The organism is Paraburkholderia sp. J11-2 (genome assembly GCF_905220185.1).
Classification (GTDB): Bacteria; Pseudomonadota; Gammaproteobacteria; order Burkholderiales; family Burkholderiaceae; genus Paraburkholderia.
Genome location: NZ_CAJMYY010000049.1, coordinates 1 through 24741, shown reverse-complemented (window position 1 = coordinate 24741; position 24741 = coordinate 1). Strand labels below are relative to the sequence as shown.

20 protein-coding genes and 4 tRNA genes are annotated in these 24741 nt (G+C 60.7%); all 24 read right to left on the bottom strand.

Annotated elements, in window-relative coordinates:
* Window position 1: 1 nt before the first annotated feature.
* Window positions 2-829, bottom strand: a complete 828-nt coding sequence (rplB, locus tag U5A57_RS39325; RefSeq protein ID WP_321917547.1) for a 50S ribosomal protein L2 — start codon at window positions 827-829, stop codon at window positions 2-4.
* A gap of 2 nt (window positions 830-831) precedes the next feature.
* On the bottom strand, window positions 832-1146 hold the full coding sequence (gene rplW / locus U5A57_RS39320; protein ID WP_028206513.1) for a 50S ribosomal protein L23: 315 nt from the start codon (window positions 1144-1146) through the stop codon (window positions 832-834).
* Complete coding sequence (rplD, locus tag U5A57_RS39315) at window positions 1143-1763, bottom strand: 50S ribosomal protein L4 (protein ID WP_028222627.1); 621 nt, start codon at window positions 1761-1763, stop codon at window positions 1143-1145. The genes rplW and rplD overlap by 4 nt, the downstream gene beginning before the upstream one ends.
* Window positions 1763-2422, bottom strand: coding sequence for a 50S ribosomal protein L3 (gene rplC, locus U5A57_RS39310; protein WP_028222628.1), 660 nt, complete (start codon window positions 2420-2422; stop codon window positions 1763-1765). Before rplC ends, rplD begins: the two co-directional genes overlap by 1 nt.
* A 199-nt stretch (window positions 2423-2621) precedes the next feature.
* Entirely contained in the window at window positions 2622-2933 is a 312-nt protein-coding gene (gene rpsJ, locus U5A57_RS39305; protein ID WP_017777154.1) for a 30S ribosomal protein S10, read from the bottom strand.
* A 137-nt stretch (window positions 2934-3070) separates the two neighbouring features.
* Entirely contained in the window at window positions 3071-4261 is a 1191-nt protein-coding gene (gene tuf / locus U5A57_RS39300; RefSeq protein ID WP_028371383.1) for an elongation factor Tu, read from the bottom strand.
* 84 nt (window positions 4262-4345) lie between these two features.
* Window positions 4346-6448, bottom strand: coding sequence for an elongation factor G (fusA, locus tag U5A57_RS39295; protein ID WP_321917543.1), 2103 nt, complete (start codon window positions 6446-6448; stop codon window positions 4346-4348).
* A 147-nt stretch (window positions 6449-6595) separates the two neighbouring features.
* The gene (rpsG, locus tag U5A57_RS39290; RefSeq protein WP_158758793.1) at window positions 6596-7066 is read right to left on the bottom strand and encodes a 30S ribosomal protein S7; all 471 of its coding nucleotides are present in this window, start codon (window positions 7064-7066) and stop codon (window positions 6596-6598) included.
* A gap of 188 nt (window positions 7067-7254) precedes the next feature.
* A complete protein-coding gene (rpsL, locus tag U5A57_RS39285) occupies window positions 7255-7635 on the bottom strand; it encodes a 30S ribosomal protein S12 (RefSeq protein WP_124154012.1) in 381 nt (126 codons plus the stop codon).
* 266 nt (window positions 7636-7901) lie between these two features.
* Window positions 7902-9749: a DNA helicase RecQ gene (recQ, locus tag U5A57_RS39280; protein WP_321917539.1), complete on the bottom strand. Its 1848-nt coding sequence runs from the start codon at window positions 9747-9749 to the stop codon at window positions 7902-7904.
* A gap of 196 nt (window positions 9750-9945) precedes the next feature.
* On the bottom strand, window positions 9946-10275 hold the full coding sequence (locus tag U5A57_RS39275) for a hypothetical protein (RefSeq protein ID WP_321917537.1): 330 nt from the start codon (window positions 10273-10275) through the stop codon (window positions 9946-9948).
* A 248-nt stretch (window positions 10276-10523) separates the two neighbouring features.
* On the bottom strand, window positions 10524-14774 hold the full coding sequence (gene rpoC, locus U5A57_RS39270; RefSeq protein ID WP_321917535.1) for a DNA-directed RNA polymerase subunit beta': 4251 nt from the start codon (window positions 14772-14774) through the stop codon (window positions 10524-10526).
* A gap of 21 nt (window positions 14775-14795) precedes the next feature.
* On the bottom strand, window positions 14796-18902 hold the full coding sequence (gene rpoB / locus U5A57_RS39265) for a DNA-directed RNA polymerase subunit beta (protein WP_321917533.1): 4107 nt from the start codon (window positions 18900-18902) through the stop codon (window positions 14796-14798).
* Between the two features lie 376 nt (window positions 18903-19278).
* The gene (rplL, locus tag U5A57_RS39260) at window positions 19279-19653 is read right to left on the bottom strand and encodes a 50S ribosomal protein L7/L12 (RefSeq protein WP_027821097.1); all 375 of its coding nucleotides are present in this window, start codon (window positions 19651-19653) and stop codon (window positions 19279-19281) included.
* Between the two features lie 75 nt (window positions 19654-19728).
* Window positions 19729-20226 (bottom strand): 50S ribosomal protein L10, encoded by a 498-nt coding sequence (gene rplJ / locus U5A57_RS39255; protein WP_069269335.1) that lies wholly within the window; start codon window positions 20224-20226, stop codon window positions 19729-19731.
* 310 nt (window positions 20227-20536) lie between these two features.
* Window positions 20537-21232, bottom strand: a complete 696-nt coding sequence (rplA, locus tag U5A57_RS39250; protein ID WP_042272956.1) for a 50S ribosomal protein L1 — start codon at window positions 21230-21232, stop codon at window positions 20537-20539.
* A complete protein-coding gene (gene rplK / locus U5A57_RS39245) occupies window positions 21233-21664 on the bottom strand; it encodes a 50S ribosomal protein L11 (RefSeq protein WP_027797945.1) in 432 nt (143 codons plus the stop codon).
* A gap of 191 nt (window positions 21665-21855) precedes the next feature.
* Window positions 21856-22413 (bottom strand): transcription termination/antitermination protein NusG, encoded by a 558-nt coding sequence (nusG, locus tag U5A57_RS39240; protein ID WP_028208939.1) that lies wholly within the window; start codon window positions 22411-22413, stop codon window positions 21856-21858.
* 1 nt (window position 22414) lies between these two features.
* Window positions 22415-22795 (bottom strand): preprotein translocase subunit SecE, encoded by a 381-nt coding sequence (secE, locus tag U5A57_RS39235; RefSeq protein ID WP_321917529.1) that lies wholly within the window; start codon window positions 22793-22795, stop codon window positions 22415-22417.
* Between the two features lie 37 nt (window positions 22796-22832).
* Window positions 22833-22908, bottom strand: a tRNA-Trp gene (locus tag U5A57_RS39230).
* A gap of 70 nt (window positions 22909-22978) precedes the next feature.
* Window positions 22979-24169 (bottom strand): elongation factor Tu, encoded by a 1191-nt coding sequence (gene tuf / locus U5A57_RS39225; protein WP_028371383.1) that lies wholly within the window; start codon window positions 24167-24169, stop codon window positions 22979-22981.
* Between the two features lie 109 nt (window positions 24170-24278).
* Window positions 24279-24353, bottom strand: a tRNA-Thr gene (locus U5A57_RS39220).
* Window positions 24354-24385: 32 nt separating this feature from the next.
* A tRNA-Gly gene (locus U5A57_RS39215) sits at window positions 24386-24459 on the bottom strand.
* Window positions 24460-24513: 54 nt separating this feature from the next.
* A tRNA-Tyr gene (locus U5A57_RS39210) sits at window positions 24514-24599 on the bottom strand.
* Window positions 24600-24741 lie beyond the last annotated feature (142 nt).

The following is a 24741-nucleotide window of genomic DNA, read 5'->3' as shown; positions in this document are numbered from 1 at the left end:
CTTAACGCTTGTGACGGCGCTGGACGATCATGCTCGTCGTGCGCTTGTTGCTGCGGGTGCGATAGCCCTTCGTCGGCGTGCCCCACGGGCTCACCGGGTCGCGACCAGCCGCAGTCTTGCCTTCGCCACCACCGTGCGGGTGGTCGACCGGGTTCATTGCAACGCCACGGACCGTCGGGCGGATACCGCGCCAGCGGTTCGCGCCAGCCTTACCGATTTGACGGAGGCTGTGCTCTTCGTTGCCGACTTCACCGATCGTTGCGCGGCACTCAACGTGCACGCGACGGATTTCACCCGAACGCAGACGAACCTGCGCGTAGATGCCTTCACGTGCCAGCAGCATTGCCGACGTACCAGCCGAACGCGCGATCTGCGCGCCCTTGCCCGGCAGCATTTCGATGCAGTGGATCGTCGTACCGACCGGAATGTTGCGGATCGGCAGTGCATTGCCTGCCTTGATCGGCGCTTCCGAACCCGACATCAGCTGCGCACCAACCGCCACGCCCTTCGGCGCGATGATGTAGCGGCGCTCGCCGTCTGCGTACAGAACCAGCGCGATGTTCGCGCTACGGTTCGGGTCGTACTCGAGACGCTCGACCTTCGCTGCGATACCGTCCTTGTTGCGACGGAAATCGATCACGCGGTAGTGCTGCTTGTGACCACCACCCTGGTGACGCGTCGTGATACGACCGTTGTTGTTACGACCGGCCTTCGAGGACTTCTTTTCGAGCAGCGCTGCGAACGGCGCACCCTTATGGAGGTCCTTGTTGACGATCTTGACCATCGCGCGGCGACCCGGCGAGGTCGGCTTAACTTTCACGATTGCCATGATTACTTGGCCTCCGCTTCAAAGTTGATTTCCTGGCCGGGCTTCAGGCAGACATACGCCTTCTTCACGTCCTTGCGCTTGCCGTTGAAGCGGCCAAAGCGCTTGGCTTTACCCTTCTGGACCAGCACGTTGACGGACTCGACTTCCACCTTGAACAGCAGCTCGACAGCAGCCTTGACTTCCTGCTTGTTCGCGTCCGGCGCGACTTCGAAGACGACTTGTTCGTTCTTCTCCGCAACCAGCGTCGCCTTTTCGGAGATCACCGGTGCGAGCAGGACCTGCATCAAACGATGATCGTTCTTGCGAATCTCGCTCATGACAGCAACTCCTCGATCTGGGCGACCGCTGCCTTCGTGATCAGGATCTTCTTGAAGTAGATCAGCGAGAGCGGGTCGGCAAAGCGCGGCTCAACGACTGCCACGTGGGGCAGGTTGCGCGACGCCAGGAACAGGTTCTCGTCGACCGTGTCGGTGATGACCAGCACGGATTCGAGACCCATGGCCTTGAATTTTTCGGCCAGCAGCTTCGTCTTCGGCGCTTCGAGCGAGAGCTCTTCCACGACCGAGATGCGGCCTTCGCGGGCCAGCTGCGAGAAGATCGAGCAGAGACCTGCGCGATGCATCTTCTTGTTGACCTTGTGCGAGAAGTTTTCTTCCGGCGAATTCGGGAAGATGCGACCACCGCCACGCCACAGCGGGCTCGACGACATACCGGCACGAGCGCGGCCCGTACCCTTCTGACGCCACGGCTTCTTGGTGGTGTGCTTGACCTGTTCGCGGTCCTTCTGCGCGCGGTTACCGCTGCGCGCGTTCGCCTGATAGGCAACAACGATCTGGTGGATCAGCGCTTCGTTGTAGTCACGACCGAACACGACGTCCGATGCGTTGACTGCTGCGCCTTCCTGACCATTAGCGTTCAGGAGCTTCAGTTCCATTATTGCGCTCCTTTCTTGGCGCGGGCCTTGACAGCCGGCGTCACGAAAACCTTGCCGCCCTTTGCACCCGGGACAGCACCCTTCACGAGCAGCAGCTTGCGCTCTGCGTCGATACGGGCGATTTCGAGGTTTTGCACCGTCACGGTTTCGTCACCCATGTGACCGGTCATGCGCTTACCCGGGAAAACACGACCCGGATCCTGCGCCATACCGATCGAGCCCGGCACATTGTGCGAGCGCGAGTTACCGTGCGAAGCACGACCCGAAGCGAAGTTGTAACGCTTGATGGTACCGGCGTAGCCCTTACCGATCGAGGTGCCTTGCACGTCGATCTTCTGGCCTTCTTCGAAGAGTTCCACACCGATCACAGCGCCAGCGGACAGTTCGGCGGCCTTAGCGGCGTCGATCTGGAATTCCTTGAGGATTTCACCGGCTTGAACGCCAGCTTTGGCGAGATGACCTGCGAGCGGCTTCGTCACGCGCGATGCGCGGCGAGTGCCGAAAGCAACCTGCACGGCCGTGTAGCCGTCGGTTTCAACAGTCTTGATCTGCGTCACGCGGTTGTCGGACACGTCCAGCACGGTCACGGGAATCGAATCCCCGTCAGCCGTGAAGATACGCGTCATGCCAACCTTGCGACCTACGAGTCCAAGGCTCATCGTTTTCTCCATTCCCGACTGCGATTGGTCGGGGCTAATTTACAAAGTACCGGCGCGTTTTCGAGGTAAAGGCTCGAAAGGGACACACCGATTTTTTGCGCAAACGCGCGAAAAGACGTCAAGTATAACGTCCTTCCTCGTTTTCCGCAAGCAATCAAAGACTTAGCGCCGCCAGAGAATCTGACAGCGCTGGAGACTCTTACTGCAGCTTGATTTCGACGTCCACGCCAGCCGGGAGGTCCAGCTTCATCAGCGCGTCAACGGTCTTGTCCGTCGGGTCGACGATGTCCATCAGGCGCAGGTGGGTGCGGATTTCGAGCTGGTCGCGCGACGTCTTGTTGACGTGCGGCGAACGCAGAATGTCGAAACGCTGGATACGCGTCGGCAGCGGCACCGGACCGCGGACGATGGCACCCGTGCGCTTCGCCGTATCGACGATTTCAGCGGCCGACTGGTCGATCAGACGGTAGTCGAAAGCCTTCAGACGGATACGGATTTTTTGGTTCTGCATGACAATTCCTTGAAAAGAGCGAGGCGGACTTGCGCCGCCAGACGATATAAAGAGCGCAGGACCACCCCGCGGCAAGGCGCCGCAAGGTGGTCCCAGGGTACATCAACTTCTACAGCAAGCCGAGTATTCTACTCGATTTACTCGATGATCTTTGCAACCACGCCGGCGCCGACGGTACGGCCACCTTCGCGGATTGCGAAGCGCAGACCTTCTTCCATCGCGATCGGAGCGATCAGCTTCACCGTGATCGACACGTTGTCGCCCGGCATGACCATTTCCTTGTCCTTCGGCAGCTCGATCGAGCCCGTCACGTCCGTCGTACGGAAGTAGAACTGCGGACGGTAGTTGTTGAAGAACGGCGTGTGACGGCCGCCTTCGTCCTTGCTCAGCACGTACACTTCAGCCGTGAAGTGCGTGTGCGGCGTGATCGAACCCGGCTTGGCCAGAACCTGGCCACGCTCCACGTCTTCACGCTTCGTGCCGCGCAGCAGGATACCCACGTTGTCGCCTGCCTGACCCTGGTCGAGCAGCTTGCGGAACATTTCCACGCCCGTGCAGGTCGTCTTCACCGTCGGCTTGATACCGACAATTTCGATTTCCTCGCCGACCTTGACGATGCCGCGCTCAACGCGACCCGTCACCACCGTGCCGCGACCCGAGATCGAGAACACGTCTTCCACCGGCATCAGGAACGCGCCATCAACTGCACGCTCCGGCGTCGGGATGTACGTGTCCAGTGCGTCGGCCAGGTTCATGATCGCCACTTCACCCAGTTCGCCCTTGTCGCCTTCCAGCGCCAGCTTGGCCGAACCCTTGATGATCGGCGTGTCGTCGCCCGGGAAGTCGTACTTCGACAGGAGTTCGCGCACTTCCATTTCGACCAGCTCGAGCAGCTCGGCGTCGTCGACCATGTCGCACTTGTTCAGGAACACGATGATGTACGGAACACCAACCTGACGGGCGAGCAGGATGTGCTCACGCGTTTGCGGCATCGGGCCGTCAGCGGCCGAGCACACCAGGATTGCGCCGTCCATCTGTGCCGCGCCCGTGATCATGTTCTTCACGTAGTCAGCGTGGCCCGGGCAGTCGACGTGTGCGTAGTGGCGGTTAGCCGTTTCGTACTCGACGTGCGCGGTGTTGATGGTAATACCACGTGCCTTTTCTTCCGGCGCTGCGTCGATCTGGTCGTACGCCTTCGCTTCGCCGCCGAACTTCGCGGTCAGAACCGTCGTGATCGCTGCCGTCAGCGTGGTCTTGCCGTGGTCAACGTGACCGATCGTGCCCACGTTCACGTGCGGCTTGGTCCGTTCGAATTTACCTTTTGCCATGTTTCTCTTCTTTCAAAAAAGTGGTGAATCGGTGACTGAGCGATGCGGACCGGACTCACGCCCGATCCGCTTATGCGCCGATGCTTACTTCGCCTTCGCGCTGATGATCGCGTCGGCCACGTTACGCGGTGCTTCTGCGTAGTGCTTGAATTCCATCGTGTACGTTGCACGACCTTGCGTCAGCGAGCGCAGCGACGTCGAGTAGCCGAACATTTCCGACAGCGGCACTTCGGCGCGAACGATCTTGCCGCCGCCAACCATGTCTTCCATGCCCTGGACGATACCGCGACGGCCCGACAGGTCGCCCATCACGTTGCCCATGTAGTCTTCCGGCGTTTCGACTTCAACAGCCATCATCGGCTCGAGGATGACCGGCTGCGCCTTGCGCATGGCTTCCTTGAACGCCATCGAACCGGCCATGCGGAACGCATTTTCGTTCGAGTCAACGTCGTGGTACGAACCGAACGTCAGGTGAACCTTGACGTCGACGACCGGGAAGCCCGCCAGCACGCCTGCCTTCAGCGTGTCCTGGATACCCTTGTCCACCGCCGGGATGTATTCGCGCGGAATCACACCGCCCTTGATCTCGTCGAGGAACTCGTAGCCCTTGCCCTGTTCGTTCGGCTCGAGCGTGATGACCGCGTGACCGTACTGGCCGCGACCACCCGACTGCTTGACGAACTTGCCGTCCACGTCCTTCGCCGTTGCGCGGATCGTTTCACGGTAGGCAACCTGCGGCTTGCCGACGGTCGCTTCCACGCCGAATTCGCGCTTCATGCGGTCCACCAGAATTTCGAGGTGGAGCTCGCCCATACCCGAAATGATGGTCTGGCCCGATTCCTCGTCCGTCTGGACGCGGAACGACGGGTCTTCCTGCGCCAGGCGGTTCAGGGCGATGCCCATCTTTTCCTGGTCAGGCTTCGTCTTCGGCTCGACGGCCTGCGAAATCACCGGCTCCGGGAACACCATGCGTTCCAGGATGATCGGGTTCTGCGGGTCGCACAGCGTGTCACCCGTGGTCGCTTCCTTCAGGCCGACAGCAGCAGCGATGTCGCCGGCACGAACTTCCTTGATTTCTTCGCGGTTGTTCGCGTGCATCTGCAGAATACGGCCGAGGCGTTCCTTCTTGCCCTTGGTCGAGTTCAGCACGGTGTCGCCCGAGTTGACGATGCCCGAGTACGCGCGGAAGAAGATCAGCTGACCGACGAACGGGTCGGTCATGATCTTGAACGCGAGTGCTGCGAACTTCTCGTCGTCGGCTGCGCGGCGCTCTGCCACTTCGCCGTTTTCGAGTTCGCCCTTGACCGGGGGAATATCCACCGGCGACGGCAGGAAGTCGATCACGGCGTCGAGCATGCGCTGCACGCCCTTGTTCTTGAACGCGGTGCCGCACAGCATCGGCTGGATTTCGCACGCGATCGTACGGTCGCGCAGTGCCTTGACGACTTCCGCTTCCGTGAGCTCTTCGCCGCCGAGGTACTTCTCCATCAGCTCTTCGCTGGCTTCAGCCGCCGACTCGATCATCTTCTCGCGCCACTCGTTGCACGTGTCAACGAGTTCAGCCGGGATGTCGACGTAGTCGAACTTCGTGCCTTGCGAGGCTTCGTCCCAAATGATCGCCTTCATCTTGATCAGGTCGACCACGCCAGTGAACGTGTCTTCCGCGCCGATCGGCACCACGACCGGAACCGGATTCGCCTTCAGACGCGTTTTCAGCTGGTCGTAGACCTTGAAGAAGTTCGCGCCGGTACGGTCCATCTTGTTGACGAACGCGAGACGGGGAACCTTGTACTTGTTCGCCTGACGCCACACCGTTTCCGACTGCGGCTGCACGCCGCCCACTGCGCAGTAGACCATGCACGCGCCGTCGAGCACGCGCATCGAGCGCTCGACTTCAATCGTGAAGTCAACGTGGCCCGGGGTGTCGATGATGTTGATGCGGTGCTCGGGGTAGTTGCCGCCCATGCCCTTCCAGAACGCGGTCGTAGCAGCGGACGTGATCGTGATGCCACGCTCCTGTTCCTGCTCCATCCAGTCCATGGTCGCGGCGCCGTCGTGAACTTCACCAATCTTGTGGTTCACGCCGGTGTAAAACAGAATGCGCTCGGTCGTCGTCGTCTTGCCGGCGTCGATGTGAGCGCTAATACCGATGTTACGGTAGCGCTCGATAGGAGTCTTGCGAGCCACTTTGATCCTCTATCGGGAGGTGCGCGCCGGGTCATCCCGACCGGGTTGATCCCAACGCGCCTGAACACAAACGGGCGAGGCGCTTGATAAGCGCACCCGCCCGGAATTTTTTCCGTTTTTCGAGCAAACCCCGGTAGGGGCTTTCTCTTAGAAGCGGAAGTGCGAGAACGCCTTGTTCGCTTCTGCCATCCGGTGAACTTCGTCGCGCTTCTTCATCGCGCCGCCACGGCCTTCGGCCGCTTCGGTGAGTTCACCTGCCAGACGCAGAGCCATCGACTTCTCGCTGCGCTTCTTCGCGGCTTCACGCAGCCAACGCATCGCCAATGCCATACGACGCGAGGGGCGCACTTCGACCGGAACCTGATAGTTCGCACCACCAACGCGGCGGCTCTTCACTTCCACCACCGGCTTCACGTTGTTGAGTGCGACAGTGAACACTTCCAGCGGGTCCTTGCCACCCTTGGTCTGGATCTGTTCGAAAGCGCCGTACACGATACGCTCGGCAACCGACTTCTTGCCGGAGAGCATCAGCACGTTCATGAACTTGGCTACATCAACGTTGCCGAACTTCGGATCCGGCAATATTTCCCGCTTGGGGACTTCGCGACGACGCGGCATGTTTCTTCCTTTAACTTTTCAGTTGAAGCGCGGGTGAATCCCTTGCGCTCCGCGGCCACCAACTAACCCGATTCATCCATTACGACTTACCAGCCTGGTCGGGTGACCACTTACTCGACAGCACCGGCCAATCCGGCACCTGTCGCTTTTATCGCCTGCACTCTCGCGAGCGCGACGACACCTGACTCTTACTTCGCAGCCTTGGCGCGCTTTGCGCCGTACTTCGAACGAGCCTGCTTACGATCCTTGACGCCCTGGGTATCCAGCGAGCCACGAACCATGTGGTAACGCACACCCGGCAAGTCCTTCACACGGCCGCCGCGGATCAGCACGACCGAGTGTTCCTGCAGGTTGTGGCCTTCACCACCGATGTACGAAATGACTTCGAAGCCGTTCGTCAGGCGCACCTTGGCGACCTTACGGAGTGCCGAGTTCGGCTTCTTCGGCGTCGTCGTGTACACACGGGTGCACACGCCGCGACGCTGAGGGCAGTCCTGCAGGGCCGGCGACTTGCTCTTCGAAGCTTCCGAAGCGCGGCCTTTGCGAACCAGTTGATTGATGGTTGGCATTGTTTATTCCTGAAATTGAACAAAATCGACGCATTTATTTCCGGGCAAAGCGGAAACGCACGCGTATCGAACTCCGGAATTGGGTATTCGATGTTAGTTTTCGTCAAATCAATCGACGAGCACGCACATCCCAAAGACCGGAACCCAGCATGATATTCCGAAAATACCAAGCGAGTCAACGGCTTGCGACATTTCGGACGACGGAAGAAGTGACAGCGGCGTGACAATCCGGCGGCGCCCGGAATACCCGGAGGAAACGCCGCGCCTTATTCGTCGCCGACGACCTCGACGAGTTCCTCACCGAAGCGCTCGAGTTTTCGCGCGCCGATACCCGGAATGTCCCGCAAATCGTCCACCGACTCCGGCCCGTTGCGCGCGATTTCCGCCAACGTGGCGTCGTGGAAGATGACGTAGGCCGGCACGCCTTCACTCTTGGCGGTTTCGGTGCGCCACAGGCGCAGGCGCTCCCAGCGCGAGCGCTGGCGCGGGCTCATGCCAAGGGTCGGATCGGCGCGCTCGCTCGTGCGGCTCGACGACGTGCGCGTACGCGTGGGCTTCACGTAGCGGCGCATCGTGACGTTCTGCTCGCCCTTGAGGACCGGCTTGCTCGCCTCGGTGAGCACGAGCGAACCATAGCCGTCGTGGTCGACGGTGAGATAACCGAACGCCACCAGTTGCCGGAAGATTGCGCGCCACTCCGGCTCCGAAAGCGCCGAGCCGATGCCGAAGGTGGAGATTTTCTCGTGCCCGCGCTGCAGGATCTTCTCGTTGCGGTTGCCGCGCAGGATGTCGATCAGATGGCCGGCGCCGAAGTTGAAGCCGCTCGCGCGCTGCGCGCGGAACACACAAGAGAGCGCCATTTGCGCTTCACGCGTCGCATCCCAGGTGGCGGGCGGCTCGAGGCACGTGTCGCAGTTGCCACACGGTTTGCTCTCCTCGCCGAAGTACGCGAGCAGCCGCACGCGCCGGCACGAGGCCGTTTCGCACAAGCCGAGCAGCGCGTCGAGCTTGCCCGTCTGCACACGCTTGTGCTGCTCGTCGGCTTCGGACTCGTCGATCATCTTGCGCTGCTGTACCACGTCGCCGAGGCCATAAGCCATCCACGCATTGGCCGCCAGCCCGTCGCGCCCCGCGCGGCCGGTTTCCTGGTAGTAGCCTTCCACACTCTTCGGCAAATCGAGATGCGCGACGAAACGCACGTCCGGCTTGTCGATGCCCATACCGAATGCGATGGTGGCGCACATTACCACGCCCTCCTCGCGCTGGAACAGCTCCTGGTGCTTCTGGCGCACCTCGAATTCCATGCCCGCGTGATACGGCAGCGCACGCAGCCCCTGCCCTTTCAACCACTCTGCAGTTTCTTCGACCTTACGGCGCGAGAGGCAATACACGACGCCCGCATCCGTCGTGCCGTCGGCGCGCGTGTGCTCCGCGCGGATGAAGTCGAGCAGCTGCGAGCGCGCGTTGTCCTTTTCAGCGATCCGGTAACGGATGTTCGGCCGGTCGAAGCTCGAGACGAACACGCGTGCGTCGTCGAGCGCGAGGCGGTGCGCAATTTCGTCGCGCGTGATGGCGTCGGCCGTCGCCGTGAGCGCAATTCGCGGCACGTTCGGAAAGCGTTCGTGCAGCACCGAGAGCTGGATGTATTCGGGCCGGAAGTCGTGGCCCCATTGCGAGACGCAATGCGCTTCGTCGATCGCAAAGAGCCCAATGCGCGTGCGCTCGAGCAAGTCGAGAAAGCGCGGCGTCATGAGGCGCTCGGGTGCGACGTAAAGCAGGTCGAGGTCGCCTTCGCGCAGCGCTCGCTCGGTAGCCGCGGCTTCGGCGCCGCTGAGCGTGGAATTGAGATAAGCGGCGCGCACGCCCACTTCCGTGAGCGCGGCCACCTGGTCCTGCATGAGCGCGATGAGCGGCGACACCACGATGCCGGCCCCTAGTCCGGCTTCGTGCCGCACAAGCGCCGGAATCTGGTAGCAGAGTGATTTGCCGCCGCCGGTAGGCATGAGCACCAGCGAATCGCCGCCCCCTGCAACGTGCTCGACGATTTCGGCTTGCTGCCCTCTAAACGCGGGATAGCCGAAGACTTCGTTGAGGATTTCGAGGGAGCGGGACATGAAGGGCACGGGATTCTGAAGCGGTCGGCGCATTCTACCAACCGCGGCGCTCCTCAAACCGCACTTCAAGCAACGTTAGCCGAAAGGTCGAGGCGCTGTACCGGATTCGAAGGCCGTTACCCAGCGGGAAACAAGAGCCCCTGAGGGCTGCGCGCGCATGCCGCGAGCGCAGACAACCAGGGTGAAACGGAGATAGTCAGGCGGCTTGACGCCCGCGCGCGATGCGCACTGCACCGACGATCGTCACAACGGCCACGATCGCGGCCACGATCGCGAATACGCCGGCCCCGAAGAGCACGAAGTTCGCGCCGACGAACATCAACGAGCCGACCGTGAGCAGCGCGGCGCCGCCCTTGGCCCGGCGCGCCAGCAACATGATGAAGCCGATAATCAGGAACGCCCACATCACGAGGAAGGTCGCGAAGAAGTTCGCCGCAGATTGATTGCTGACGTGATGCAGTAGCTGCGAAAAGCTGGCGACACACGCCACCAGATTCAGGATGAGACCGACCCCGACCACCCACATGATTACCGCCTCCAGATTCAGAAAAATGCCGCCAGCGTCGTACGAAAAGACCCACACAGGCGGACTTGGCGCGCTACGTTAGCACGCCTGACCGATGCGCGCAGCGAGCGGGCCGGCACTGCGGCACGAGGCCGCAGGCGCGAGCGGGCAAACGCCAGCGCAAATAAAAAAGCCGCCCGGTGAATACCGGGCGGCTTTTGCGAGGGCACGTCAGCCCGAGGCACAAGGCGGCTTGCACCGCCCCAGGCTTACTCGTCCGTCGTATGCGGCTGTTGCGGCTGCTCGGCGGCCGGGGTTTCCGGCGTACCGAACTCGAACGCTTCTTCCGCTGCGATCTGGTCGAAACGCTCGCGATCCGACGATTCCTTCGCACGGCGCGCCTTGTGGAAGGCGAGACCCGTACCGGCCGGAATCAGACGACCGACGATCACGTTTTCCTTCAGGCCACGCAGATCGTCGCGCTTGCCCATGATCGCCGCTTCGGTCAGCACGCGCGTCGTTTCCTGGAACGATGCCGCCGAGATGAACGAGTCGGTCGAGAGCGATGCCTTCGTAATACCGAGCAGCACGTTCTCGTACGTTGCCGGGCGCTTGTCCTCGGCGTTCATCTTGTCGTTTTCGTCCAGCATGTCCGAACGCTCGACCTGCTCGCCCGGAATGAAGCGCGTATCACCGTTGTCGGTGATCTGCACACGACGCAGCATCTGCCGCACGATCACTTCGATGTGCTTGTCGTTGATCTTCACGCCCTGCAGACGGTACACGTCCTGCACTTCGTCCACGATGTAACGCGACAGCGCTTCGATACCCTGCAGACGCAGGATGTCGTGCGGATCGGCCGGGCCGTCCACGATCATTTCGCCCTTGTTGACGACCTGACCGTCGTGGACCAGCACCTGCTTTTCCTTCGCGATCAGGAACTCGTGCTGATTGCCTTCGAGGTCCGTGATAACGAGACGCTGCTTGCCCTTCGTGTCCTTACCAAACGACGTCGTACCCGTGACTTCCGCCAGGATACCTGCGTCCTTCGGCGAACGTGCTTCGAACAGTTCCGCCACACGCGGCAGACCACCGGTAATGTCACGCGTCTTCTGCGCTTCGGTCGGGATACGTGCGAGCACTTCACCGACCTGCACTTGCTGACCGTCCTTCACGGTGATCAGTGCGCCGACCTGGAAGCCGATCTGCACCGAGTGCTCCGTGCCCGGGATCTTCACTTCGTCGCCGCTCGCGTCGAGCAGCTTGACCTGCGGACGCACGCTCTTCGCAGCCTGCGAACCGCGGCGCTTCACGTCGATCACGACGAGGGTCGACAGACCCGTGACGTCGTCGATCTGCTTGGCCACGGTCACGCCTTCTTCGACGTTCTCGAACTTCACCGTACCGCCGTACTCGGTGATGATCGGGCGCGTGAGCGGATCCCACGTTGCGAGCTGCGTGCCGGCCTTGATCGCCGCGCCGTCGAGCTGCAGCAGCGTCGCGCCGTACGGCACCTTGTGACGCTCGCGCTCGCGGCCGTGATCGTCGGCGATGATGGCTTCGCCCGAACGCGAGATGACAACCTGCTCACCCTTAGCATTCGTGACGTAACGCATCGTCGCTGTGAAGCGCACGGTACCGTTCGACTTGGCTTCCACCGACGAGGCCACTGCCGCACGCGATGCCGCACCACCGATGTGGAACGTACGCATCGTGAGCTGCGTGCCCGGTTCGCCGATCGACTGTGCTGCGATCACGCCGACTGCTTCGCCGACGTTCACACGCGAACCACGACCCAGGTCGCGGCCGTAGCACGATGCGCACAGGCCGTAACGCGTTTCGCAGGTCAGCGGCGTGCGCACGCGCACTTCGTCGATGCCGAGGCTTTCGATCGTTTCGACTGCGTCTTCGTCGAGCAGGTCACCCGAAGCGTAGATCGTTTCCTGGGTTTCAGGATTGACGACGTCCGCCACCGCCACGCGGCCGAGAATACGGTCGCGCAGCGCTTCGACGACTTCACCGCCTTCCACGAGGGCCTTCATCGCCACGCCATTCGACGTGCCGCAATCTTCCTCGACGACCACGAGATCCTGCGTGACGTCGACGAGACGACGCGTCAGGTAACCCGAGTTCGCGGTCTTCAGTGCCGTATCAGCCAGACCCTTACGTGCACCGTGGGTCGAGATGAAGTACTGCAACACGTTCAGACCTTCGCGGAAGTTCGCGGTAATCGGCGTTTCGATAATCGAGCCGTCCGGCTTCGCCATCAGACCGCGCATACCCGCCAGCTGACGGATCTGGACCGCGGAACCCCGCGCGCCCGAGTCGGCCATCATGTAGATCGAGTTGAACGATTCCTGACGCGTTTCCTTGCCGTCGCGGTCGATGACCGGTTCCGTCGCGAGCTGCTCCATCATCGCCTTGCCGACCGCTTCCGACGTTGCCGACCAGATGTCGACCACGTTGTTGTAGCGTTCTTGCGCGGTGACGAGACCCGACATGTACTGACGGTCGTACTCCTTCACCTTCTTCGCGGCGTCGCCGACGATGGTTTCCTTCTGCGGCGGCACGAGCATGTCGTCCACGCAGATCGAAATACCGGCGCGCGTTGCAAGGCGGAAGCCCGACTGCATCAGCTGGTCGGCGAAGATCACCGTTTCACGCAGACCGCACTTGCGGAACGCGGTGTTGATCAGACGCGAGATTTCCTTCTTCTTCAGCGGCTTGTTCAGCACCGTGAACGGCAGGCCCGGCGGCAGGATTTCCGAGAGGATCGCGCGGCCGACCGTGGTCGCGTACAGCGTGATCTTCGGCACGAATGCCGGTGCGCCTTCCGACTTGTCCTCGTTATGGACCATTTCGGTAATACGCACGTTCACGCGCGAGGCCAGCTCGACTTCCTTGTTCTCGTAGGCGCGCAGTGCTTCCGACACGCCCGTGAACGTCATGCCTTCGCCCTTGCCGTTGATCGCTTCACGCGTGGCGTAGTACAGGCCGAGCACGATATCCTGCGACGGCACGATCGACGGATCGCCGTTGGCCGGGAACAGGACGTTGTTCGACGCGAGCATGAGCGTACGCGCTTCCATCTGCGCTTCGAGCGACAGCGGAACGTGCACAGCCATCTGGTCACCGTCGAAGTCGGCGTTGAACGCCGCGCAAACGAGCGGGTGCAGCTGGATTGCCTTACCTTCGATCAGCACCGGCTCGAAAGCCTGAATGCCAAGACGGTGCAGCGTCGGCGCACGGTTGAGCATGACCGGATGCTCGCGGATCACCTCTTCGAGGATGTCCCACACCACCGGCGTCTGGTTCTCGACTTCCTTCTTCGCAGCCTTGATGGTCGTGGCAACGCCCATCGTTTCCAGCTTGTTGAAGATGAACGGCTTGAAGAGTTCGAGCGCCATCAGCTTCGGCAGACCGCACTGGTGCAGCTTGAGCGTCGGACCCACCACGATGACCGAACGGCCCGAGTAGTCCACGCGCTTGCCCAGCAGGTTCTGACGGAAGCGACCGCCCTTACCCTTGATCATGTCGGCGAGCGACTTCAGCGGACGCTTGTTCGCGCCCGTCATCGCCTTGCCGCGACGGCCGTTGTCGAGCAGCGAGTCAACCGCTTCCTGGAGCATCCGCTTTTCGTTGCGGACGATGATCTCCGGCGCCTTCAGCTCGAGCAGACGCTTCAGACGGTTGTTACGGTTGATGACGCGGCGATACAGGTCGTTCAGGTCCGAGGTCGCGAAGCGGCCACCGTCCAGCGGCACGAGCGGACGCAGTTCGGGCGGCAGCACCGGCAGCACTTCGAGCACCATCCATTCGGGCTTGATGCCCGAACGCTGGAAGGCCTCGAGCACCTTCAGGCGCTTCGCGTACTTCTTGATCTTCGCTTCCGAGCCGGTGTTCTTAAGCTCCGTGCGCAGCGTCTCGACCTGTTCGTCGATGTTGATCGCACGCAGCAGCTCGCGCACGCCTTCCGCGCCCATTTCAGCGCGGAATTCGTCACCGTACTCTTCGACCTTGTTGTAGTAATCCTCTTCGGTCATGATCTGCCGCGCCTTCAGCGGCGTCATGCCCGGTTCGATCACCACGTACGCTTCGAAGTACAGCACGCGCTCGATGTCGCGCAGCGTCATGTCGAGCACCATGCCCAGACGCGACGGCAGCGACTTCAGGAACCAGATGTGAGCGACCGGTGAGGCCAGCTCGATGTGGCCCATGCGTTCGCGACGCACCTTGGCGAGCGTGACTTCCACGCCGCACTTCTCGCAGATCACGCCACGGTGCTTCAGGCGCTTGTACTTGCCGCAAAGGCATTCGTAGTCCTTGATCGGACCAAAAATCTTCGCGCAAAACAGACCATCCCGCTCCGGCTTGAACGTGCGGTAGTTGATGGTCTCCGGCTTCTTCACTTCGCCGAACGACCACGAACGGATCTTGTCCGGCGAGGCCAGACCGATCTTGATCGCGTCGAAAACTTCTTCTTGTTGGACTTGCTTGAATAGATCGAGCAGAGCTTTCATTGCCTTCTCTCCGTAGTCCGATTAGTTGCGGTCGAGGTCGATGTCGATGCCGAGCGAGCGGATTTCCTTCACCAGCACATTGAAGGATTCCGGCATGCCCGCGTCGATCACGTGGTCGCCCTTGACGAGGTTTTCGTACACCTTCGTCCGGCCCGTCACGTCATCGGACTTCACCGTCAACATTTCCTGCAGCACATACGAAGCGCCATACGCTTCGAGCGCCCACACTTCCATTTCACCGAAGCGCTGACCACCGAATTGCGCCTTACCACCCAGCGGCTGCTGCGTCACGAGCGAGTACGGACCCGTCGAACGCGCGTGCATCTTGTCGTCGACAAGGTGGTGCAGCTTCAGGTAGTGCATGTAGCCCACGGTGACCGTACGCTCGAACATCTCGCCCGTGCGGCCGTCGTACAGACGCACCTGGTTCTTCGACGGCGTCATGCCGAGGTTCGTCGCGATGTCGTCCGGGAACGCCAGGTCGAGCATCTTCGACATTTCCTCTTCGGTCGCACCGTCGAACACCGGCGTTGCGAACGGCACGCCTTCGCGCAGGTTCTTCGCGAGTTCGAGGATCTCGTCGTCGCTGAAGCTGTCGAGGTCTTCCTTGTGGCCCGATTCGTTGTAGATCTTCGTGAGGAACTCACGCATCTCCGCAACCTTCGTCTGACGCGCGAGCATTTCGCCAATACGCCAGCCCAGACCCTTCGCGGCCCAACCGAGGTGCACTTCGAGAACCTGACCCACGTTCATCCGTGACGGCACGCCGAGCGGGTTCAGCACGACGTCTGCCGGACGGCCATCAGCCATGTACGGCATGTCTTCGATCGGAACGATCTTCGACACCACACCCTTGTTACCGTGACGGCCTGCCATCTTGTCGCCAGGCTGCAGACGACGCTTCACCGCGAGGTACACCTTGACCATCTTCAGCACGCCCGGCGGCAGTTCGTCGCCTTGCGTGAGCTTCTTGCGCTTTTCTTCGAAAGCCAGATCGAACTGGTGACGCTTCTCTTCGATCGAGTTCTTGATCGCTTCGAGCTGCGCCGCTGCTTCTTCGTCCGCGAGACGGATGTCGAACCAGTGGTAGTGATCCAGGTCTTCGAGGTACGCGCGCTCGATCTTCGTGCCCTTCGCGAGCTTCTTCGGACCGCCGTTCGCGACCTTGCCTTCGAGCATACGTGCGAGACGCTGGAACGCGTCGCCTTCCACGATACGCAGCTGGTCGTTCAGGTCGAGGCGATAGCGCTTCAGTTCATCGTCGATGATCTGTTGTGCACGCTTGTCGCGCTGGATGCCTTCACGCGTGAACACCTGCACGTCGATGACCGTGCCGCTCATGCCCGAGGGCACACGCAGCGACGTGTCCTTCACGTCCGAAGCCTTCTCGCCGAAGATCGCGCGCAGCAGCTTTTCTTCCGGCGTGAGCTGGGTTTCGCCCTTCGGCGTGACCTTGCCCACGAGCACGTCGCCCGCTTCGACTTCCGCGCCGATGTACACGATGCCCGACTCGTCGAGACGGCCAAGCTGCACTTCCGCGAGGTTCGAAATGTCGCGCGTGATTTCTTCCGGTCCGAGCTTCGTGTCGCGTGCAACGACATTCAGTTCTTCGATGTGGATCGACGTGTAACGGTCGTCCGCAACCACCTTCTCCGAGATCAGGATCGAGTCTTCGAAGTTGTAGCCGTTCCACGGCATGAACGCGATCAGCATGTTCTGGCCGAGCGCGAGCTCGCCCAGATCGGTCGATGCGCCGTCAGCCAGCACGTCGCCGCGCGCAACCTTGTCGCCCATCTTCACGATCGGACGCTGGTTGATGTTCGTGTTCTGGTTCGAACGCGTGTACTTGATCAGGTTGTAGATATCGACACCAACCTCACCCGCCACCGCTTCGTCGTCGTTCACACGAATCACGATACGGCCTGCGTCGACGTAGTCCACCACGCCGCCACGCAGCGCCTGAACCGTCGTGCCCGAGTCGACCGCAACCGTGCGCTCGATACCCGTACCGACGACCGGCTTTTCCGGACGCAGGCAAGGCACGGCCTGACGCTGCATGTTCGAACCCATCAGTGCGCGGTTCGCGTCGTCGTGCTCGAGGAACGGAATCAGCGAAGCAGCAACCGAGACGATCTGCGACGGCGCCACGTCCATGTACTGGATGCGGTCCGGCGTGACCATCAGCGTTTCGCCCGCTTCACGCGACGAGACGAGTTCGTCGGTCAGCGTGCCGTCTTCGGCCACTGCCGCGTTCGCCTGAGCGATCACGTAACGGCCTTCTTCGATCGCCGACAGGTAGTCGATCTGGTCGGTCACCTTGCTGTCCACGACCTTGCGATACGGCGTTTCGAGGAAGCCGTATTCGTTCAGGTGCGCGTACAGTGCGAGCGAGTTGATCAAACCAATGTTCGGACCTTCCGGCGTCTCAATCGGACACACGCGGCCATAGTGGGTCGGGTGCACGTCGCGGACTTCGAAGCCTGCGCGCTCACGCGTCAGACCGCCCGGGCCCAGTGCGGAAACACGACGCTTGTGCGTGATTTCCGAGAGCGGGTTGGTCTGGTCCATGAACTGCGACAGCTGCGACGAACCGAAGAACTCGCGAATCGCCGACGAAATCGGCTTCGAGTTGATCAGGTCGTGCGGCATCAGGTTTTCGCTTTCGGCCTGGCCGAGGCGTTCCTTCACTGCACGTTCGACGCGCACGAGACCCGCGCGGAATTGATTCTCCGCGAGCTCGCCCACGCAACGCACGCGGCGGTTGCCCAAGTGGTCGATGTCGTCCACTTCGCCCTTGCCGTTGCGCAGCTCGACGAGGATCTTGATGGTCGCGAGGATGTCGTCGTCCTGCAGCGTCATCGGGCCGACGATTTCGTCACGGCCCACGCGGCGGTTGAACTTCATACGACCCACCTTCGAGAGGTCGTACGCTTCTTCGCTATAGAACAGGCGGTTGAACAGCGCCTCGACTGCTTCTTCGGTCGGCGGCTCGCCCGGACGCATCATGCGGTAGATCGCGATGCGTGCGGCCATCTTGTCGGCGGTTTCGTCGATACGCAGCGTCGACGAGATGTACGGACCCTGGTCCAGATCGTTCGTGTAGAGCGTCTGGATGTCCTTGATCTTCGCTTCGCGCAGCTTCTCGAGCACGCTTTCCGTGATCTCGTCGTTTGCGTTCGCGATCACTTCGCCCGTGTCGCCGTCGACGACGTTCTTCGCGAGAACGCGGCCGAGCAGATAATCTTCGGGGACCGAAATGTAGGTGGTCTTCGCGTTTTCGAGGTCGCGGATGTGCTTCGCGTTGATCCGCTTGTCCTTCTGGACGATGACCTTGCCTTCGCGATCGCTGATGTCGAAGCGCGCGACTTCACCGCGCAGACGCTCCGGCACGAACTCCATCTGCGCGCCTTCCGGCATCAGCGTGAAGTTGTCGAACACGAAGAAGTTCGCGAGGATCTGTTCCGGCGTGAGGCCGATAGCCTTCAGCAGGATCGTGACCGGCATCTTGCGGCGACGGTCCACACGGAAGTACAGCACGTCCTTCGGGTCGAACTCGAAATCGAGCCACGAACCGCGGTAAGGAATGATACGGGCCGAGAAAAGCAGTTTGCCCGAGCTGTGCGTCTTGCCCTTGTCGTGTTCGAAGAACACGCCAGGCGAGCGGTGCAGCTGCGAGACGATGACACGCTCGGTGCCGTTGATAACGAACGAACCGGTCGGCGTCATGAGCGGAATTTCGCCCATGTACACTTCCTGTTCCTTCACTTCCTTCACGACCGGCTTGCTCGGCGATTCCTTGTCGAGCAGGACGAGACGGACCTTGGCGCGCAGCGCCGAGCAGTACGTCAAACCGCGTTGCTGGCATTCCTTGATGTTGAATGCCGGCGACGACAGCATGTAGCTGACGAACTCTAGACGAGCAAAGCCGTTATGGGAAACAATAGGAAAAACGGACGAAAACGCTGCCTGCAGACCTTCCGGTTTGCGTTGTGCGGTCGCCGTTTCTGCTTGCAGGAAAGTGCTGAATGATTCAAGCTGGGTAGCCAGCAGGAAAGGAACCTGGTGAACGATGGGGCGTTTCGCGAAACTCTTGCGAATACGCTTCTTCTCGGTGAAGGAATAGTGCATACGATCTCCGAATCACGGCGGGTAGGACGACCCGAGTGTTCACCGACTGAGACCCGATGGCTTCGCGAGCCCTGGAAGCTTGGTGGTTGGCCTCTACCAACCGCTGGCTGACGGCAACGGATTTCGGCTTGTCATAACTTGCCCGCTGCCCGACCAAACTTGCCTTCTGCAGTCGCTTCAGAAGACAAAGAGAAGCGTCGTGCGCCCAGATGGTGCCCTTGAGGCTTTCACCCGGCGAAAGACGTTTTTCTTTGGCTTCTAGGTCCCGCATTCCGCCTCCGACTTCAAAAAAATCGAACACAAAAACGCAGAACCCACAAAGCACAAAAAGGCCGGCGGTGTAAAAACCGCCAGCCTTCGCACAGCGCGCTGAAACTTACTTGATTTCAGCCTTCGCGCCGGCTTCTTCCAGCTTCTTCTTCGCTTCTTCAGCAGCAGCCTTGGGCACCGCTTCCTTCACGGGCTTCGGTGCACCGTCGACCAGGTCCTTCGCTTCCTTCAGGCCGAGACCCGTCAGTTCACGAACGGCCTTAATGACCGAAACCTTGTTCGCGCCTGCTTCAAGCAGGTTGACCGTGAATTCGGTCTGCTCTTCAGCAGCAGCAGCAGCGCCGCCGCCTGCCGGGCCAGCGACTGCCACAGCAGCTGCCGACACGCCAAACTTCTCTTCGAATGCCTTGACCAGTTCGTTCAGTTCGAGAACCGACATCGAGCCAACGGCTTCGAGGATGTCTTCTTTTGCGATTGCCATTTGAAATTACTCCAGATTTGAATTCGGAAACAGCTAGCGATCTTCGCTCGCTCTTGCTCGTTCGTCTGCCTGAAATCAGGCAGCTTCTGCTTGCTTCTTCTCCGCCAGCGCGGCCAGAGCACGCGCGAAGCCGGAAACAGGAGCTTGCATAACGAACAGCAGCTTCGAGAGCAGTTCTTCGCGGCTCGGGATGTTGGCCAGCGCTTGCACGCCTGCCACGTCCATCACCTTGCCTTCGTAGGAACCAGCCTTGATGACCAACTTGTCATTGCCCTTCGCGAAGTCATTGACGACCTTCGCAGCAGCAATTGCATCTTCCGAGATGCCGTAGATCAGGGGGCCAGTCATCTGCTCTGCCAGCGGAGCAAACGGGGTACCTTCGACAGCGCGACGCGCCAGCGTGTTCTTCAACACGCGCAGGTACACCTGCTGCTCACGCGCTTTCGCGCGCAGCTTGGTCAGATCGCCAACCGCGATTCCACGATACTCGGCCAGCACCATGGTCTGAGCCTTCGCGACTTGCGCGGAGACTTCAGCCACGACGGCCTGCTTACCTTCTTTGTTCAGTGGCACGGTTAACCTCCAGATTCGACACACTTTGCTTTCGCTACATGTGCCGCGTTCAACAACGGCGACCGACCAGTCCGGAGTAAATCAGTTTGCATCTTCAGGCGTTGCCGCCCGCATCCGCTCACATCAGCACTTCAAAACCTTTTCGGGTTCGCCATCTGCGTTGGCTTTGCATTAAGGAAGCACCCAACTGCTGCACTTCCGCCAACGGTCTTTGACAACCGGTTGCACCGCGCAAACTGCCGCTGCACAACCGCCCAAAGCCCTTTAAATCCGCGCTGCTGTTCTTTCAAACCTCAGCGCGGCGAAACTATTACGCTGCGAGCGACGTTTGGTCGACGCGAACGCCAACGCCCATCGTGCTCGAGACAGCGATCTTGCGCAGGTACACGCCCTTGCTCGTTGCCGGCTTCGCCTTGGTCAGCGCGTCGAGGAGCGCGTCCAGGTTGCTGCGCAGCGCGGTCGGCTCGAACGATGCACGGCCGATGGTCGCGTGGATGATACCGGCCTTGTCGACACGGAATTGCACCTGACCAGCCTTCGCGTTCTTGACCGCGGTCGCCACGTCCGGCGTCACGGTGCCGACCTTCGGGTTCGGCATGAGGCCGCGCGGGCCGAGGATCTGACCGAGCGTACCGACAACGCGCATCGTGTCCGGCGAAGCGATCACGATGTCGAAGTTCAGGTTGCCGCCCTTGATCTGCTCGGCGAGGTCTTCCATACCGACGATCTCAGCGCCTGCTGCCTTGGCTTGCTCAGCCTTTTCACCTTGCGCGAACACTGCAACGCGGACCGACTTGCCGGTACCTGCGGGCAGAACGACCGAACCACGAACGACCTGGTCCGACTTCTTCGCATCGATGCCGAGCTGCACTGCAACGTCGATCGACTCGTCGAACTTCGCCGTGGCGCATTCCTTCACGAGCGACAGTGCGTCGCCGATCGGGTATTGCTTCTGGCGGTCGATCTTGGCAGCCAGTGCCTTTTGACGCTTCGAAACCTTAGCCATTTACACGCCCTCCACGACAATGCCCATCGAGCGGGCGCTACCAGCGATCGTGCGGACCGCTGCGTCCATATCGGCTGCCGTGAGGTCCGGCATCTTGGTCTTGGCGATTTCCTCAGCTTGCGCGCGGGTAATCGTAGCGACCTTGTCGGTGTGCGGCTTGGCCGAACCCTTGTCGACCTTCGCTGCCTTCTTGATCAGAACCGTAGCCGGCGGCGTCTTCAGGATGAACGTGAAGCTCTTGTCCGCGAATGCCGTGATCACGACCGGAACCGGCAGACCCGGTTCCATGGCTTGAGTCTGCGCGTTGAACGCCTTGCAGAACTCCATGATGTTCAGGCCGCGTTGACCCAGTGCCGGGCCGACCGGCGGCGACGGATTGGCTTTACCTGCAGGAATCTGCAGCTTGATAAAGCCGATGATTTTCTTTGCCATGTTGAAAACCTCTTTGGAACGCGTGAGCGTTCTGGTGAGTGGTAGCGCGCGCTCGCCACAATCTTCGCTGTGCCAACTGCTTTGGCGACATCTACAGCCGACTGGACTACTGGCGCTCCTCTACGGCCATAACGCGGACCGTAAGCGCGGAAAAACGGACCGCACCAGAGGCGCGATCCGTAGTATTCGATTTACAGCTTTTCGACCTGGCCGAATTCGAGTTCGACCGGTGTGGCGCGACCGAAAATGGTGACGGAGACCCGGACGCGCGACTTTTCGTAGTTGACTTCTTCGACGCTGCCGTTGAAGTCCGTGAACGGACCTTCCTTCACGCGGACCATCTCGCCGACTTCGAACAGGGTCTTGGGGCGTGGCTTCTCAACGCCTTCCTGCATCTGCGACATGATCTTTTCGACTTCGCGCGGCGAAATCGGGCTCGGGCGATTACGCGCCCCGCCGACAAAACCGGTCACCTTTGCCGTGTTCTTCACGAGGTGCCACGTTTCGTCCGTCATTTCCATCTCAACCAGGACATAGCCCGGGAAGAAACGACGTTCGGTCACTGATTTGTGACCACCCTTCACCTCGACCACTTCTTCAGTCGGAACGAGGATCTGGCCAAACTTGTCTTGCATGCCAGCACGTTCGATGCGCTCCTGAAGCGCACGTTGCACGCTCTTCTCCATGCCGGAGTAGGCGTGCACCACATACCAACGTTTTCCGCTCGGGGATGCCGGTGTATCGCTCATATCATTTCCAACCCAGAATCGCCGAGAAAATCACCCACTCGATGGACTTGTCGCAAACCCACAGAATGATGGCCATTGCCAGCACAAAACCGAAGACCACCAGGGTCGTTTGCGTGGCCTCTTTGCGAGTCGGCCAGACGACCTTGCGAACTTCCTTGTACGAGTCTTTGGCAAACGCGATGAAGCTCTTGCCGGGCGCCGAGAGAAGACCGACTACCACCCCCGCGATCACGCCCACTGCGAGCGCTGCACCGCGGACATACCACTCCTGGCTACCGAGCCAGTAGAACCCTACGAACCCGGCCACAACCAACAATACGCCCACTGCAAGCATCAGCTTGTCGCTGGAAGTATTAACAGTTTCGACGGAAGGATTCGCCATAACACCTTAAAGAACAACGCACCGAAGCGCGAGAAGTTGGCAGGGGCAGAGGGAATCGAACCCCCAACCTTCGGTTTTGGAGACCGACGCTCTGCCAGTTGAGCTATACCCCTAAACCATTTTGGGGTTGGCGGCATCGCCAACCCCGAAACCACTTAGTCGATCAACGAGACTGGCAAAAACTTACTCGATGATCTTTGCAACCACGCCGGCGCCGACGGTACGGCCACCTTCGCGGATTGCGAAGCGCAGACCTTCTTCCATCGCGATCGGAGCGATCAGCTTCACCGTGATCGACACGTTGTCGCCCGGCATGACCATTTCCTTGTCCTTCGGCAGCTCGATCGAGCCCGTCACGTCCGTCGTACGGAAGTAGAACTGCGGACGGTAGTTGTTGAAGAACGGCGTGTGACGGCCGCCTTCGTCCTTGCTCAGCACGTACACTTCAGCCGTGAAGTGCGTGTGCGGCGTGATCGAACCCGGCTTGGCCAGAACCTGGCCACGCTCCACGTCTTCACGCTTCGTGCCGCGCAGCAGGATACCCACGTTGTCGCCTGCCTGACCCTGGTCGAGCAGCTTGCGGAACATTTCCACGCCCGTGCAGGTCGTCTTCACCGTCGGCTTGATACCGACAATTTCGATTTCCTCGCCGACCTTGACGATGCCGCGCTCAACGCGACCCGTCACCACCGTGCCGCGACCCGAGATCGAGAACACGTCTTCCACCGGCATCAGGAACGCGCCATCAACTGCACGCTCCGGCGTCGGGATGTACGTGTCCAGTGCGTCGGCCAGGTTCATGATCGCCACTTCACCCAGTTCGCCCTTGTCGCCTTCCAGCGCCAGCTTGGCCGAACCCTTGATGATCGGCGTGTCGTCGCCCGGGAAGTCGTACTTCGACAGGAGTTCGCGCACTTCCATTTCGACCAGCTCGAGCAGCTCGGCGTCGTCGACCATGTCGCACTTGTTCAGGAACACGATGATGTACGGAACACCAACCTGACGGGCGAGCAGGATGTGCTCACGCGTTTGCGGCATCGGGCCGTCAGCGGCCGAGCACACCAGGATTGCGCCGTCCATCTGTGCCGCGCCCGTGATCATGTTCTTCACGTAGTCAGCGTGGCCCGGGCAGTCGACGTGTGCGTAGTGGCGGTTAGCCGTTTCGTACTCGACGTGCGCGGTGTTGATGGTAATACCACGTGCCTTTTCTTCCGGCGCTGCGTCGATCTGGTCGTACGCCTTCGCTTCGCCGCCGAACTTCGCGGTCAGAACCGTCGTGATCGCTGCCGTCAGCGTGGTCTTGCCGTGGTCAACGTGACCGATCGTGCCCACGTTCACGTGCGGCTTGGTCCGCTCAAACTTACCCTTGGCCATTTTCGACTCCTAAGAGGATTTTTCCGTACGTTGCGCGGGGCGCGCAAACAATCACTGGCTTGCTGCTGCCTGCTCGATGCGGGGCTTCTGAGGCCCGCTAGATACCGGCTGGTGCCCATGGGCAGGATCGAACTGCCGACCTCTCCCTTACCAAGGGAGTGCTCTACCACTGAGCCACATGGGCAAAAACTGCTCTAAACCGCTTTATTGCTTCGCTGGAGCGGGTGAAGGGAATCGAACCCTCGTCGTAAGCTTGGAAGGCTTCTGCTCTACCATTGAGCTACACCCGCGAGGTTCGCCGGCTTGGTACTGCTGCCGGCCCGACACTTACTACAGCTGAATTCTGGTGGAGGAGGTTGGATTCGAACCAACGTAGGCGTAAGCCAACAGATTTACAGTCTGCCCCCTTTAGCCACTCGGGCACCCCTCCGCAGAGAACTGATGATTATGGGGGAACATCCGAATCGTGTCAAGCACTTTGTTCGGCGCCGATCCCACAACGCTCTCACTTATAGGGAGAGCGAAAAAGCAAAAACCCCGGCTTTTTAGGGCCGGGGTCTCGCTTGTAGAGG